General features: G+C 73.0%; 14 protein-coding genes. 10 read left to right on the forward strand and 4 right to left on the reverse strand.

The features are described 5' to 3' along the window. The 6 genes from K6I34_RS00625 to K6I34_RS00650 all read left to right on the forward strand — a co-directional run. A partial coding sequence (locus K6I34_RS00625; RefSeq protein ID WP_374230762.1) for a DUF6643 family protein occupies nucleotides 1-272 on the forward strand: 272 nt, incomplete at its 5' end. A gap of 142 nt (nucleotides 273-414) precedes the next feature. After that, nucleotides 415-1263 carry an MOSC domain-containing protein gene (locus K6I34_RS00630; protein WP_229321990.1) on the forward strand — a complete coding sequence of 283 codons (849 nt, stop codon included), beginning with the start codon at nucleotides 415-417 and terminating at the stop codon, nucleotides 1261-1263. A gap of 240 nt (nucleotides 1264-1503) precedes the next feature. Further along, nucleotides 1504-2109, forward strand: a complete 606-nt coding sequence (locus K6I34_RS00635) for a hypothetical protein (protein ID WP_229321991.1) — start codon at nucleotides 1504-1506, stop codon at nucleotides 2107-2109. A gap of 103 nt (nucleotides 2110-2212) precedes the next feature. Further along, nucleotides 2213-4642: a right-handed parallel beta-helix repeat-containing protein gene (locus K6I34_RS00640; RefSeq protein WP_229321992.1), complete on the forward strand. Its 2430-nt coding sequence runs from the start codon at nucleotides 2213-2215 to the stop codon at nucleotides 4640-4642. 145 nt (nucleotides 4643-4787) lie between these two features. Continuing rightward, nucleotides 4788-5636, forward strand: a complete 849-nt coding sequence (locus K6I34_RS00645) for a DeoR/GlpR family DNA-binding transcription regulator (RefSeq protein ID WP_229321993.1) — start codon at nucleotides 4788-4790, stop codon at nucleotides 5634-5636. Nucleotides 5637-5745: 109 nt separating this feature from the next. Further along, on the forward strand, nucleotides 5746-6249 hold the full coding sequence (locus K6I34_RS00650; RefSeq protein ID WP_229321994.1) for an SRPBCC family protein: 504 nt from the start codon (nucleotides 5746-5748) through the stop codon (nucleotides 6247-6249). 29 nt (nucleotides 6250-6278) lie between these two features. Here K6I34_RS00650 and K6I34_RS00655 read toward each other — a convergent pair whose 3' ends face one another. Next, nucleotides 6279-7427 carry a PLP-dependent cysteine synthase family protein gene (locus K6I34_RS00655; protein ID WP_308293947.1) on the reverse strand — a complete coding sequence of 383 codons (1149 nt, stop codon included), beginning with the start codon at nucleotides 7425-7427 and terminating at the stop codon, nucleotides 6279-6281. A gap of 146 nt (nucleotides 7428-7573) precedes the next feature. Between K6I34_RS00655 and K6I34_RS00660 the strand changes: the two genes are divergently transcribed. Beyond that, nucleotides 7574-7918: a hypothetical protein gene (locus K6I34_RS00660; RefSeq protein ID WP_229321995.1), complete on the forward strand. Its 345-nt coding sequence runs from the start codon at nucleotides 7574-7576 to the stop codon at nucleotides 7916-7918. Between the two features lie 212 nt (nucleotides 7919-8130). Continuing rightward, nucleotides 8131-8724 (forward strand): ATP-binding protein, encoded by a 594-nt coding sequence (locus K6I34_RS00665; RefSeq protein ID WP_229321996.1) that lies wholly within the window; start codon nucleotides 8131-8133, stop codon nucleotides 8722-8724. 134 nt (nucleotides 8725-8858) lie between these two features. On the opposite strand, the gene K6I34_RS00670 is transcribed toward K6I34_RS00665, so the two are convergent. Continuing rightward, nucleotides 8859-9752 carry a DUF2797 domain-containing protein gene (locus K6I34_RS00670; RefSeq protein ID WP_229321997.1) on the reverse strand — a complete coding sequence of 298 codons (894 nt, stop codon included), beginning with the start codon at nucleotides 9750-9752 and terminating at the stop codon, nucleotides 8859-8861. Between the two features lie 179 nt (nucleotides 9753-9931). Next, on the reverse strand, nucleotides 9932-11179 hold the full coding sequence (locus tag K6I34_RS00675; protein ID WP_229321998.1) for an MFS transporter: 1248 nt from the start codon (nucleotides 11177-11179) through the stop codon (nucleotides 9932-9934). 17 nt (nucleotides 11180-11196) lie between these two features. Between K6I34_RS00675 and K6I34_RS00680 the strand changes: the two genes are divergently transcribed. Continuing rightward, a complete protein-coding gene (locus K6I34_RS00680; RefSeq protein ID WP_229321999.1) occupies nucleotides 11197-12417 on the forward strand; it encodes an ROK family protein in 1221 nt (406 codons plus the stop codon). A gap of 36 nt (nucleotides 12418-12453) precedes the next feature. On the opposite strand, the gene K6I34_RS00685 is transcribed toward K6I34_RS00680, so the two are convergent. Further along, nucleotides 12454-13197, reverse strand: coding sequence for a TetR/AcrR family transcriptional regulator (locus K6I34_RS00685; protein WP_229322000.1), 744 nt, complete (start codon nucleotides 13195-13197; stop codon nucleotides 12454-12456). 166 nt (nucleotides 13198-13363) lie between these two features. Here K6I34_RS00685 and K6I34_RS00690 point away from each other — a divergent pair, with 166 nt between their 5' ends. After that, nucleotides 13364-13810, forward strand: coding sequence for a nitroreductase/quinone reductase family protein (locus tag K6I34_RS00690; protein ID WP_229322001.1), 447 nt, complete (start codon nucleotides 13364-13366; stop codon nucleotides 13808-13810). The last annotated feature ends 185 nt before the right edge of the window (nucleotides 13811-13995 follow it).

Genomic DNA, 13995 nt, shown 5'->3' on the forward strand with positions numbered 1-13995 from the left:
CCCCGCAGTACGGGTACCAGCAGGCGCAGCAGCAGCCGCCCGCCCCGCAGCCCGCGGGTCTCCAGCAGACGCCCGCGCCGTACATCCCGCAGCAGACGGCGGCGCCGCGCGGCTACCCGGGCCCTCAGCAGTACCAGCAGCCGCGCCCCGGCGCGGCCTCGGCGAACCCGGCCGGCTTCGACGCGATGCGCCCCGTGGCGCCCCGCCCCGCCGCGCCCGCGTCGTACGAGGACCCGTACAACCGGCAGCACCCGAATCAGGGTGGTTACTAGCCGTACTTCCGATTCGTCGGCAGCGGCCCCACCGGCCTCCGGGGCGGCCAGGGGACGACCAGGAGACAGAGCGGAGACGTCGGAGCGGGTTGACCGGCCGGGTGCCGGGTCAACCGCCCGGCGCGGATGGCAAGATGACTTCATGTCCACGCCAGTACTGACCGCGATCAACTTCTATCCCGTCAAGTCGCTGACCGGCTGCACCGCCGACGAGGCGTTCGTCGAGCCGTGGGGGCTCGCCGGGGACCGCCGCTGGATGCTGGCCGACGACAACGGCCACATGATCACCCAACGCCAGGACGCGCGGCTGGCGTTGGCCGCCGCACAGCCGCTGCCGGGCGGCGGTGTCCGGCTCAGCGCTCCGGGCCGGGAGCCGCTGGACGTCACCGTTCCCGACCCCGCCGGGCAGGGCACCGTCACGGTGCAGCTGTTCCGGGACAAGATCGAGGGCGTTCCCGCGGGCCCCGAGGCCGACGCGTGGCTGAGCGGATACCTGGACGGCCCGGCCCGGCTGCTGCACATGGACGACCCTGCCACCCGCCGTCAGATCGACCGCGAGTACGCGAACGAGGGCGAGACCGTCAGCTTCGCCGACGGCTATCCACTGCTGGTGACCACCCTCTCCTCGCTCGACACCCTCAACGGCCTGATCGCCGAGGGCGACCACCCGGAGGAGGGGCCGCTGCCCATGAACCGGTTCCGGCCGAACCTGGTGGTCGACAACACCGCGCCCTGGGCGGAGGACGACTGGCGGCGCGTCCGTGTCGGCGAGGTCACCTTCCGTGCCGTCAAGCTGTGCTCCCGGTGCATCGTGACCACGACCGACCAGAGGACGGCGGAGCGCGGCAAGGAACCGCTGCGGACACTCGCCCGCCACCACCGGATCGGCAAAGGCGTGATATTCGGGACGAACCTCATCCCCGAGCACACCGGGGTGGTGCGCGTCGGCGACGACGTCGAGATCCTCGACCGACTCGACCAAGTCGGCTGACTCGACACCGGCTCGGCCGGCTCGGCCGAGCCGAGTGAGCCGACGCCCGTCGCGGGGCCGCGCGCCGAGCTGTTCCCGGTCCCCGCTGATCCACCCTCAACAACGGGCGTACCGCCCGCCACTCGTCAACGTGCCGCCCGGAAGAGCCTCCGGAGGGGGTGATTTTGCTCTCTCCGTCGTCTTCCTCCGCATGCGGTGCCCTGTGTGAGGTATTTACGGACGCGGAAGGGGGTGAGCGCTGTGCGCGTGACGACCTTCGCCCGTCGGTGGCGGAGCAATCCACTGCGCCGCCGGACCGATGTCCTGGAGGCCTGGGTCGGTCTGGTGGCGGTGGTGCTGATGCTGCTGGCCGGGTCGGCCATCGGCTGGGTGACAGGCTCGCTCGCCCATGAGGCGCTGCGGGAGACGGTCCGCGAACAGCAGCTGCACCGGCACCAGGTGACCGCGACGGCCGTGCAGAACCTGCCGGTCAGCACCGTCGAGGCCGACCGCGAGTCCGCCTCGGGCCGCGAAGGCCACCATCGGGTGATCGCGCGCTGGGCCGCCCCCGACGGCAAGGCACAGTTCTCCGGCGTGGTCGCCGTCCGGCAGCCCACCCCCGTCGGGCACCATTTCCCGCTGTGGACGGACGACCGCGGGCGCATCGCAGGCCGCCCCATGGACGACGACACGGCCGCCGTGCACGCGGTTCTCGCCGGGGCGGCCGCGGCGGCCGGTACGGCGGGCCTCGTGGAGGGCGCCCGGAGACTGGTCGTATGGCGGCTCGTACAGCGGCGGTACGGCCAGTGGGACCGGGCGTGGGAGCAGGCCGGGCACACCTGGGGCCGGGCGGACGCGGGAAGCTGACCCGACCGGTCAACTCCCGTGGCCCGCGCGCGCTACGGTAATCCGGCCGGTACGCATCCGTCCGGGGTGAACGCAGCACACGAGGTGGGGGCTCAGCAGCGCCATGGCACACGGCTCGGTGGTCCAGGTGACGCACTCCGGTACGTCGCGGTGGCGGCGGCGCACCGGCGAGTACGACTCCCTCGCGTCGGCCCTGGAGGCCGCCACCGACGGTGACGTGCTGTCGGTCGCGCCCGGCACGTACCGGGAGAACCTGGTCGTCACCCGCGCGATCACGCTGCGCGGGGGCGAGGGACCGCACGGGGCGGTGCGGATCGCGCCGACCGAGGGCGTCGCCCTGACCGTCCGGGCGTCCGCCGCCCTGCTGGACCTGCACATCGAGGGGCACGACGCGGCCGCGCCCGCGCTGCTGGTCGAGGACGGCGCGCCGGAACTGGCGGACCTGCGGATCACGACCCGCTCGTCGGTGGGCATCGAGGTGCGCGGCGGCGCGCGGCCGACGGTGCGCCACTGCGCGGTCGACAACCCCGGCGGGGTGGGCATCAGCGTGCTGGAGGGCGCGACGGGCCTCTTCGAGGAGTGCGAGGTCGTGGCGGCCGGCCAGTCGGGCGTCGTGGTGAGCGGCGGCGCACGCCCCCGGCTGGAACGCTGCCGGGTGCACCACTCGTCCGGTGCCGGGCTTTCGCTGTCCGGCGAGGGCACCGCGCTGGAGGCGGTCGGCTGCGAGGTGTACGAGATCCGGGGCGCGGGTGTGCAGGTGGCCTCGCGGGCGGCGGGTTTCCTCTCCGACTGCCAGGTGCACCGTACGTCCGGTGACGGTGTGACGCTGGACACCGACGCCGTGCTCACCCTGACGGACTGCGACATCCACGACGTGCCGGAGAACGGTGTGGACCTGCGGTCGCGTTCGGTGCTGTCGATGTCGCGGACGGCGGTGCGCCGCTTCGGCCGCAACGGCCTGTCCGTGTGGGACCCGGGCACGCGGGTGGACGCGGACCGGTGCGAGATCCACGACAGCACGGGCGACTATCCGGCGGTGTGGGTGAGCGACGGGGCGACCGCGGTCCTCGGTTCCTGCCGCGTACGTGACGTACCGGACGCGTTGTTCGTACTGGACCGCGGTTCGCGGGCGGAGGTCGTGGACAGCGACCTCGCGCAGGTGCGCAACACCGCCGTGTCGGTGAGCGACGGGGCGACGGCGGTGCTGGAGGACTGCCGTATCCGGGCCGCGGCCACGGGCGCCTGGTTCCGTGACCACGGGAGCGGCGGTTCGCTTGCCGGGTGCACTATCGACGCCACGGCCACCGGGGTCATCGTCACCAAGGGAGCCGACCCCGTCATCGAGCGGTGCACGGTGAGTTCGCCGGTGGAGGCGGGCTTCTATGTGTCGGCCGGCGGCCGCGGCTCGTTCCACGACTGCCGGGTGACGGGCAGCAGCGGCTACGGCTTCCACGTCATCGACGGCTGCCGTACGACGCTGACGCGCTGCCGTACGGAGCGGTGCGCGCGCGGCGGTTACGAGTTCGCCGAGGACGGCACGGTCAGCGAGGACTGCACGAGCGACGAGAGCACGGCGTTCACCTACGGCGTGTCCCCGGCGGGGTCCGTGCGGACGGGCGTGCCGGTCGTGGAGCGGACGGCTCCGCTGCTGTCGGTGCCGTCCGTGGCGGTGCCCGTGCAGCGGGCGCCGGAGGGCGCCGCCCCCGCGTCCAAGGGGGACGGCCGTCCTGCGGCGACGGTGCTGGGCGAACTCGACACGCTGGTGGGCCTGGAGAGCGTCAAGCGCGAGGTGCGGGCGCTCACGGACATGATCGAGGTGGGCCGGCGGCGGCAGGAGGCGGGGCTGAAGGCGGCCTCCGTACGGCGTCATCTGGTGTTCACCGGCTCCCCCGGCACGGGCAAGACCACGGTGGCCCGGCTCTACGGCGAGATCCTCGCCTCGCTCGGGGTGCTGGAGCGCGGCCACCTGGTGGAGGTGTCGAGGGTGGACCTGGTGGGCGAGCACATCGGCTCCACGGCCATCCGCACGCAGGAGGCGTTCGACCGGGCGCGCGGCGGGGTGCTGTTCATCGACGAGGCGTACGCGCTGTGCCCGGAGGACTCGGGGCGGGACTTCGGGCGCGAGGCGATCGACACCCTGGTGAAGCTGATGGAGGACCACCGGGACGCCGTGGTGGTGATCGTCGCGGGGTACACGGCGGAGATGCAGCGGTTCCTGACCGTCAATCCGGGGGTGGCCTCGCGTTTCTCACGGACCATCACCTTCGGCGACTACGCGCCGGAGGAGTTGCTGCGCATCGTGGAGCAGCAGGCGGAGGAACACGAGTACCGGCTGGGCGTGGGGGCGGCCGAGGCACTGCTCGCGTATTTCACGGCGATCCCCAAGGGGCCCGCGTTCGGCAACGGCCGTACCGCGCGGCAGACCTTCGAGGCGATGGTCGAGCGGCACGCGGGGCGGGTGGCGCAGTTGTCCGCCCCGAGCACCGACGAGCTGACGCTGCTGTACCCGGAGGATCTGCCCGCGCTGCCGTGACCGTGGGCGCGTGGTGTGCGGCGTCGCCGGTGTGCGGTGGCGGGTGTGTGCGGTGTTGTTGGCCGGTGTGCGGCACGGGCGATGTCGCAGGTGCGTGGGAGGATGAACGCACAGAGTCGGCAGTGGCTGAGCGGAGGACCGGCCGGTGGGCGACAATCAGAATCTCCTGGCGGAGCAGCGGCGTGCCCTGATCCTCGACGAGGTGCGGCGGCGCGGCGGTGTGCGGGTCAACGAACTGACGCGGAAACTCAAGGTCTCGGACATGACGGTCCGTCGTGATCTGGACGCGCTGGTCCGCCTGGGTGCCGTGGAGAAGGTGCACGGGGGCGCGGTGCCGGTCGCCGAGGCCACGGCGCACGAGCCGGGTTTCGAGGCGAAGTCGGAGCTCGAGCTGATCGCGAAGGAGGACATCGCGCGGGCCGCCGCGAAGATGGCCGCGCAGGGCAGCGCGATCGCCCTCGCCGGGGGGACGACGGTGTACGCGCTGGCGCAGCAGCTGGTGGACGTCCCCGATCTGACGGTGGTCACGAACTCGGTGCGGGCCGCCGACGTGTTCCACAGCGCCCAGCGCACGATGACGGCCGTGGGCCCGTCGCCGCGTCCTGGCGCGGCGACGGTGGTGCTGACGGGCGGGGTGCGGACCGCGTCGGACACGCTGGTGGGGCCGGTGGCGGACGCGGCGATCCGGGCGCTGCACTTCGATGTGCTGTTCATCGGGGTGCACGGCATATCCGTGGAGGCGGGTCTGTCGACGCCGAACCTCGCGGAGGCGGAGACGAACCGGCATTTCGTGCGGTCGGCGCGGCGGGTCGTGGTGGTGGCGGACCACACCAAGTGGGGGACGGTGGGGCTGAGTTCGTTCGCGTCGCTGGACGAGGTGCACGCGCTGGTCACGGACCAGGGGCTGCCCGCCGAGGCGCGCCGGGAGATCGCGGAGCTGCTGCCGGAGCTGGTGGTGGCGGAGTGCTCGGGGAACGGCGCTGCCGGGGGCTGAGGAACGGGTCCGCGCCGCCGCCGTCCGCCGACGGCGGCGCAGACAACCCGTCCCGGCCGGGCTAGGGTGTGCGGCGCGGCAGACCGGTCGATCCGATGGGGTGCATTCGATGGCGCGCAGACTCCGCCCTGTGGGGCTCGACTTCGTGGCGGTGGCGCCGTCGCGGCTGGTGTTCGCGGCCCATGTGTCGGCGTCGCCCGCCGAGGTCTACACGGCGCTCGCCGAGGACGTGCCCGGGTGGGCGCGGTGGTTCCGGGCCGTGTCGCTGGCCCGGCCGCTGGAGAGCGAGGGGCGCAAGCGCCGGGAGATCCGGCTGCGGGGCGGCACGCGCTTCCTGGAGACGATCCTGGCGGAGGAGCCGTCCCAGCGTTACGCGTACCGCGTCGACGTGACGAACGCGCCCGGTGTGCGCGCCCTGGCGGAGGAGTGGCAGCTGCTTCCGGCGGGCACGGGAACGGTGGTCCGCTGGAGCGTGGCGGTGGACGCGCCCGTGCCGGTGCGGCTGCTGCTGGCCGCGGGCAGGCCGGGGATGCGGCACGCGTTCCGTGGCGCGACGCGCAGCCTGGACCGGCGCATCGCCGCGATGCGGGGCGGCGGACCGCACCCGGGCTAGAGCCAATGCCGGGCATTGGGGCTAGAGCCTCACTCCTCCCAGCGGCCCGCCGCCAGGAAGGTGTCGATCACCTGTGCGTAGGGCGTGATGTCGAGCCCCTGTTCGGCGAGCCATGTGTCGGAGTAGTACTTGTCGAGGTAGCGCTCACCGGGGTCGCAGACGAGGGTGACGACGCTGCCCGGCCGCCCCTGGTTGGCCATCTCCGCGACGATCCTGAGCGCGCTCCACAGGCCGGTGCCCGTCGAACCGCCCGCCTTGCGCCCGATGACACGGTCCAGGGCCCGGACGGCCGCGACGCTCGCCGCGTCGGGGACCTTCATCATCCGGTCGATGGCGCCGGTCACGAAGCTGGGTTCCATGCGGGGCCTGCCGATGCCCTCGATGCGGGAGCCGCGCTCGCTGGTGGCGTGGGGGTCGTGCTCCTTCCAGCCGTCGAAGAAGCAGGAGTTCTCGGGGTCGGCGACACAGACATGGGTGTCGTGCTGCATGTAGCGCACGTAGCGGGCGATGGTCGCGGAGGTGCCTCCGGTGCCCGCGGTGGCCACGATCCAGGCGGGCACGGGGTGGCGTTCGAGACGGAGCTGACTGTAGATCGACTCCGCGATGTTGTTGTTGCCGCGCCAGTCGGTGGCCCGTTCGGCGTAGGTGAACTGGTCCATGTAGTGGCCGCCGGTCCGTTCGGCGAGCGCGGCGGCCTCGGCGTACATCGTGCGCGGGTCGTCGACGAAGTGGCAGCGCGCGCCGTGGAACTCGATCAGCCGGCACTTCTCGCGGCTGGTGGTGCGCGGCATGACGGCGATGAAGGGCACGCCGATGAGCGAGGCGAAATACGCCTCGGAGACGGCGGTGGAGCCGCTGGAGGCCTCGACGACGGGGGCTTCGGGGCGGATCCAGCCGTTGCACAGGCCGTAGAGGAAGAGCGAGCGGGCGAGCCGGTGTTTCAGGCTGCCGGTGGGGTGGGTGGATTCGTCTTTCAGATAGAGGTCGATCCCCCATTCGGGGGGCAGGGGGAAGCGGAGCAGGTGGGTGTCGGCCGAACGGTTCGCGTCGGCCTGGACCTTGCGGACGGCCTCGTTGAGCCAGGCACGGTGGGCGGGGTCGCTGCGGTCCACATCGAGGGTGGGAACGGCCGAGCCGCCGGAGCCGCGGCCCGCCGCGTCGGTCGCCCCCGGTCGCACGGTGCTGTTCACGGCGCTCCTCCCGCGGCTCATCCGGGCCCATGCGGAGCACTCGGACGTTTCGATCATAAATGGGCACTGGTGCGTGAGCCGCCTCACAGGCAGACTGCGCACCAGGCACACGATTCAGCCGGGAGGCGGTTGCCGTGGCGGAGCCGGACTTCAAGGAGCCGGAGTTCAACGCGACCGGGGTGCGGATCGAACGGTCCCTGCGCTCGCTCACCCGGGCCGGCCAAGTGAAGATCAAGGACGGCAGGCTCGAGCTGTTGACGAGCTACGGCAGGGAGATCGACAGCGCACCCGTGGACTCGGTCCGGGCGGACCGGCCGTGGTTCGCCTCGCGCGACCGGGCGCGGGCGCGGGTGAACGGGACGCGCTACGTGCTGACGCTGAGCCCCGAGGAAGGCGGCGCCGAGGAGTCGGGCACCTCGGCGGTCCAGCGCTTCCTGGAGGCGGTCCGCTCGGCGCGGGGCGGCGGCACCGGGGGCTGACGGCGCACGAGTTGCGTGTGTGCCCACCGGGATCGACGCTTGACACGTATCAGCATCACTGAGGGTCGATCGCCGGTTACGCTATGGATCCTCAGCCGCCGATCGGGCCGGTGGCCGCCCCCGCCGGTCCGGCACCCCAGCGCGTGCCGGAAGTGCTCGTCCGCACGCCTGTCTGCATCAGGCTAGCCCTACTTCTTCAGGGAGTCGCAGCCGTGATCAGCCGACCGAACAAGCATTGCACCGTAGAGCTCCAGGCTCTCCCGCCGCGGATCGGACAGGTCCGCAGAATCGTATCTGCGCAGTTGCGCTACTGGCATCTCGATCCGCTCATCGACCCGGCGGCGCTCGGCGTGACCGAGCTGCTCACCAACGTCCACCAGCATGCGGAACCGGACAAACGCTGCACGGTCGAGATCGACCTCGTGCTGGACCAGCTCACCGTCTCGGTACGGGACCACGACCCTCGGCTGCCCCGGGTCGGCAGCGCGGACCCGGCCAGCACGCACGGCCGCGGACTGGCGCTGGTCGCCGCGGTCAGCGCGAGCTGGGGCGTGCAGGAGCGTCACGACGGCGGCAAGGTCGTCTGGTTCACGCTGCCGGTGCCCGGTACGGCGGCGGTCCCGCCGGTCCGGGCCGACAGCGCGGCGATCGCCATCGGCGAACCGGCGCTCGTGATTCCCTCGCTCCAGGAAACGGCACTACAGGAACCCGTACTACCGGAACCGGCCTTCGACGAGTCCCTGGTGGCCGTCCACCCGACTCCGCTGCGCGGCCGCGCTCCGGTCCGTTCCGCCGTGCCCGGCTGAGCGGCGGGGCGACGGTCGGCAGGCACGGCACGCGCTGCCGTGGCGTCGTATGGCGAGCGGCGCTCGGTCCGCCACGCGGGGAGTACGTGCGAGGCGGGGCGTACTCCCCCGCGGGGCTCACCGGATGCCGTGCCTCAGAACAGCGCTTCCGGCTCCCCCGCCGGTTCCGGGGTGCGTATGGTCACCGTCGTCTCCGCCTCCGGTGCGGCCGCCAGGAGCGGCCAGCCCGCCAGCTGTCGCGCGTCGACGAGCAGGAGGTGTCCGCCGGGCAGGTCCAGGTACACATCCGGTCCGGCCACGGCGGTGACGGTCCCCGATATCGTGCGCCCCGGGGCCGGTTCGGCCAGGCCGTGGCCCTGTCCGATCCGGTCGAGGTGGAAGGCCGTGTCGTGGTGCACCGGCGCGAAGGGGTGCACGGCCAGCGACTCCGGGAGCGTGCCGAGCGCGCGGGACCGCGCGTGCAGCTCCGCGAGTTCCGCTGTTCGTCGCTCCTGTGACGGCACGGGGTAACGGGCGGCGCGCTTGGCCGCGTACGGGAAGCGGTCCGGAACGGCGAGCGCCGCGCCGAGCACGGCTTCCGCCCGGCGGGCGGCCATCAGCGGGCCGCGGCCGAGCAGCGCGTAGGACAGGGCGGCCTGTTCGAGCAGCCGGGCGCCCTCGCGTTCGGCCGCCGTGATCCCGACCTTGATCAGGCCGGGCCCGAACCACGCCAGGTAGACGTCGTACGGGCGCGGGTCGTCGGAGGCGGTGTCGGCGGCCACCGAATGCTGCCGGTCCAGCCGCGCGCACTCCGGGCACTGCGCCGAGACCGTCGCGGCGGGCACCTCCTCGTCCGTCGGGCAAGGGGTCAGCCGTCCGCCGCGGCGGACGCCCACGCAGCGTCGCGCGTCACCGGTCGTGAACGCGAGCCGCCGCCCCGGCGGCAAGGGGGACGACCGCTCCCCGCGTGCGGGATGCCGCCAGGCCAGTGCGGGCCCGGCCGCGCTCCAGAGCAGCCCGGCGCATCGCCATGCGTCCCGCTCGCTCATACCGCCCCGCCCCTCTCGCCTTCGCCGTTCCGTTGCCTCGATAAAGACCTCGACAAAGGCTTCGGCGAAGGCCTCGGTAAGGCCGTCCGCCGCGGCCGTCACCCGGTCGTCAGCACACTTCGGATTGTGTCAGCCCCCACTGACAACGCCTCACCGTCACCACCCGCGACAGCCCGCCGTCACCGGGAGGCGGCACGCACCACGTTCCGTGTGGCGTAGGCGATCAGTGCCGCCATGGCGGCCAGGCCCGCGACCGTGGTCAGGGCGACGGGCAGGGACCAGGTGTCCGCGAGGAAGCCGATCGCCGGGGGCCCGAGCAGCATCCCGCCGTAGCCGAAGGTGGAGGCCGTGGCGACGCCGGTCGGTCCGGCCAGCTCCCCCGCCCGGCCGACCGCGACCGGGAAGATGTTGGCGAGGCCGATCCCGGTGAGCGCGAACCCCACGAGGGCGGCCCACACCGTGGGGGCCAGCGAACCGAGCAGCATGCCCACGGCGGCGGCCGCGCCACCGGCGACCAAGGTCGTGGTCTGGCCGAGGCGTTCGAGGAGCACGGTGCCCGAGAGGCGTCCGAGCGTCATGGTGAGCGCGAAGACGGAGTAGCCGACGGCCGCGACACCCGCGCGGGCTTCGAGGTCCTGCTGGAGATGGAGGGCGCCCCAGTCCGCGAGCGCGCCTTCCCCGTAGGCGTCGCACAGGGCGATCAGGCCGAAGACGACGACAAGCCGGCCGTTCCGACCGCTTCCGGTTCCGGCGGTGGTCCGGGCACCGGTCGTGGCGGCCGCCGACGGCTCGGGACGGCGCCCGGCACGCGGAGCGGGGTGGGCGAGCAGCACGCGGCCCGCCGCGACACTGACGACGAGTCCGACCGCGGCCAGGAGCATCAGGTGGCGGGTGGCGGACAGATGTCCCGCGACCAGCCCGCCGAGGCCCGCGCCGAGCATTCCGCCGAGGCTGAACGCGGCGTGGAAGGTGGGCATCACCGGCCTGCGGAGAGCGGTGACGAGGTCGACGGCGGCACTGTTCATGGCGACGTTGATGCCGCCGTAGGCCGCGCCGAAGACAAGGAGCACGAGCCCGAGGGAGAGGGCCGAGTGGGTGAGCGGCGGGAGGGCGACCCCCAGGGAGATGAGGACGCCCGCGGCGACCGTCACGGGGTGGCTGCCGAAGCGGTGGCACAGCCGCCCGGTCACGGCCATGGTGGCGACGGCGCCCGCGGACACGCCGAGCAGGGCCAGTCCGAGAGCGCCTTCGGAGGCACCGGTCTGCTCCTTGATGGCGGGGATGCGGACGACCCAGCCCGCGAACAGCAGGCCGTCGAGGGCGAAGAAGAGGGTCAGGGCGGTACGGAGGCTGCGGAGCGCGGGATCGACCGGATTCGGACCCTGTCGGCCCCGAATGGCCGTCCGTATTTTGTTTAGCGTCGGCACAAAGTCAGAATAGGGGCGTGACCCAGACTCGGACAACACGTTTGGAACGGGGCCGCGGCGCCCTCGGACCGGCCCTGGAGCTCGTGCACACCGGCCGCGCCCCCACCCGCGCCGTACTGACGAGCGAGCTCGGGGTGACCCGGGCGACCGCGGGGGCCGTCGCCGCCGAGTTGGAGGCCCTCGGTCTGATCCAGGTCGACGCCCGGCCCGGGGCGCCCGCGGGCTCCCAGGGCCGTCCTTCGCACCGGCTCTTCGTCGCGCCCGACGGACCGGTCGTGCTCGCCGCGCAGATCCACGCCGACGGGTTCCGGGCGGCTCTCGTCGGGCTCGGCGGCCGGATGGTCGCCACGGCTCCCGGCTGCATGACCGTGCCCTCGGACCCGTCGCACATCATCGACGCCGTCGTCGAGGCCGGTGCGGGCCTGCTGCGCGAGACGGGCCGTCGCTGTCTGGGCGCGGGGCTCGCCGTACCGTCGGCCGTCGCCGAACCGGAAGGCACGGCGCTCAACCCGCTGCACCTGTCCTGGCCCGCCGGCGCCCCGGTGCGCACGCTGTTCACCGAGGCGCTCGCCAAGGCGGGTGTCCCCGGCCTCGGTTCCGCCGCCGTCGGCATCACGGGCAACGACGTCAACCTTGCGGCCCTCGCCGAACACCGGCACGGGGCGGGCCGGGGCGCCAAGCACCTGCTGTGCGTCGCCACCGGCCACCGCGGCGTGGGTGGCGCGCTCGTCCTCGACGGCAAGCTGCACAGCGGCAGTTCGGGGCTGGCCCTGGAGGTCGGGCACCTCACCGTGAACCCCGCCGGGCTGCCGTGCCACTGCGGCAGTCGAGGCTGCCTCGACGTCGAGGCCGATCCGCTCGCGTTCCTCACCGCCGCGGGCCGCGAGCCCGGCCCCGAGGGCTCCCTGCTCCAGCAGTCGCGCGACCTGATCCGCTCGGAGTACGGCGACCCGTCCGTCCGGGCCGCCGCCGAACTCCTCATCGACCGGCTCGGACTGGGGATCGCCGGACTGGTGAACATCCTCAACCCCGACCGCGTGATCCTGGGCGGGCTCCACCGCGAGCTGCTGGACGCGGACCCGGAGCGGCTGCGCGCCGTCGTCGCCGACCGCAGCCTGTGGGGACGGAGCGGCAGCGTTCCCATCCTGCCGTGCGGCCTCGACCACAACAGCCTCATCGGCGCGGCGGAAGCCGCCTGGCAGCCCGTTCTGGACGACCCGCTGGCGGTACTGGGCTGACATCGGCGGCGGCCGCATCATGTGATGGCCACCGCGTCATGCAGTGGCCACCGTTTCATCGGGTATGGCCGCTGTTTCGTCGGGGCCGACCAGCCCCACCTGGTGGGCCAGGCCGCGGACGGCGTGCGCGAAGAACGCGTCACGGGCCTCGACGACCTGGTTGAACTGCCCGAAGAGCTCGAAGCCGATCAGCCCGAAGAGCTGCGCCCAGGCCGCCACGAGCGCGGCGGCCGTCGGCGCGGGCAGTCCCGGCGCGTACTCGGCGGCGAGCCGCTCGACATCGGTGTACACGGTGCGGGGCAAGGGGTCGACGGGCCGGACGACGAGTCTGCCGTCGGCGTGCGCCTCGCGGGCGACGGACAGGAGCGTGAGCGCCACCCGGCCGGCAGGCTCGACCGTGGTCAGGGGCGCCGTGTAGCCGGGGACGGGAGTGCCGTAGATCAGCGCGTATTCGTGAGGATGGGCGAGCGCCCATTCGCGGACCGCGCGGCAGACGGCCGCCCAACGGGCGGCGGGGGCCTCGCCGTCGGTGGTGGCGAGGGCGGCCTCTGCGGCCTCGCCCACCGCGTTGTAGGCGTCGACGATGAGGGCGGTCAACAGGTCGTCACGGCTCGGGAAGTAGCGGTAGAGCGCCGAGGAGACCATGCCGAGCTCGCGGGCGACGGCACGCAGCGACAGCTTGGCCGCGCCGTCCCGTGCGAGCTGGAGACGCGCCTCGTCCTTGATGGCGGCGGTGATTTCGCTGCGGGCCCGTTCCCTGGCCCCTCGGATCGCACTCATGGTGGCCAGTCTGCCACCCGAAGGAAGCAATGACCATAAACGAGAGCACTGCTCTTGCTTTGCCGCGAGGAAGCGCGCACACTGTTCTCAAGCGAGAGCAGTGCTCTCTAAACGGGGGTTCGTGCTGCGGGCCCTCACCAAGACGCGACGTATGCGGGGGTGTTCCATGGCGCACTACATCAAGCCGGGACGGCTGGAGGCGCGGCTCGTCCACGGCACGGTCGGCTGGCTGGCCCGGCGCGGCCTGAGCCTCGCGGGGACGGCGGAGCTGTCCGTGCGGGGCCGCAGCAGCGGCGAATGGCGTGCCGTCCCGGTCAACCCGCTGGACGCGGAGGGCGGCCGGTTCCTGGTCTCGGCGCGCGGCGAAGGGCAATGGGTGCGCAATATGCGGGCCGCGGGCGGCGGGCGCCTCCGCGTCGGCCGGGTCGACCGCCCGTTCACCGCGGTGGAGGTGCCCGACCAGGAGAAGGTTCCGCTGCTGCGGGCCTACTTGAGCCGCTGGGGGTGGGAAGTGGGCCGCTTCTTCGACGGAGTCACGGCGCGCTCGTCCGACGAGGACATACGGCGGATCGCGCCGAAGCACCCGGTCTTCCGGATCACCATGGACGCATGAGGGCTTCGACACGTCGGGGAGGGACATGGAGACACCGACTCCGACGGAGCGGGGGAATCCGGCAGAGCGGGGGAAAGGAGGGGGGCGACGGCTCAGGCTCACGTGGCCCGGCGTCTTGCGCCGTCGTCCCCCGGCACGGCCGCCCCGGTCGGCCGGGGCAGACCGGGGCGAGCGTCCACAGCTTC

It is taken from the genome of Streptomyces sp. UNOC14_S4 (genome assembly GCF_020740835.1).
GTDB lineage: Bacteria > Actinomycetota > Actinomycetes > Streptomycetales > Streptomycetaceae > Streptomyces.

What these genes read in the sequence shown, in the direction of transcription:
- K6I34_RS00630 (WP_229321990.1), top strand. Translation starts at nt 415, where the DNA reads ATGTCCACGCCAGTACTGACCGCGATCAACTTCTATCCCGTCAAGTCG.
- K6I34_RS00640 (WP_229321992.1), top strand. Translation starts at nt 2,213, where the DNA reads ATGGCACACGGCTCGGTGGTCCAGGTGACGCACTCCGGTACGTCGCGG.
- K6I34_RS00650 (WP_229321994.1), top strand. Translation starts at nt 5,746, where the DNA reads ATGGCGCGCAGACTCCGCCCTGTGGGGCTCGACTTCGTGGCGGTGGCG.
- K6I34_RS00670 (WP_229321997.1), bottom strand. Translation starts at nt 9,752, where the DNA reads ATGAGCGAGCGGGACGCATGGCGATGCGCCGGGCTGCTCTGGAGCGCG.
- K6I34_RS00685 (WP_229322000.1), bottom strand. Translation starts at nt 13,197, where the DNA reads ATGAGTGCGATCCGAGGGGCCAGGGAACGGGCCCGCAGCGAAATCACC.
- K6I34_RS00690 (WP_229322001.1), top strand. Translation starts at nt 13,364, where the DNA reads ATGGCGCACTACATCAAGCCGGGACGGCTGGAGGCGCGGCTCGTCCAC.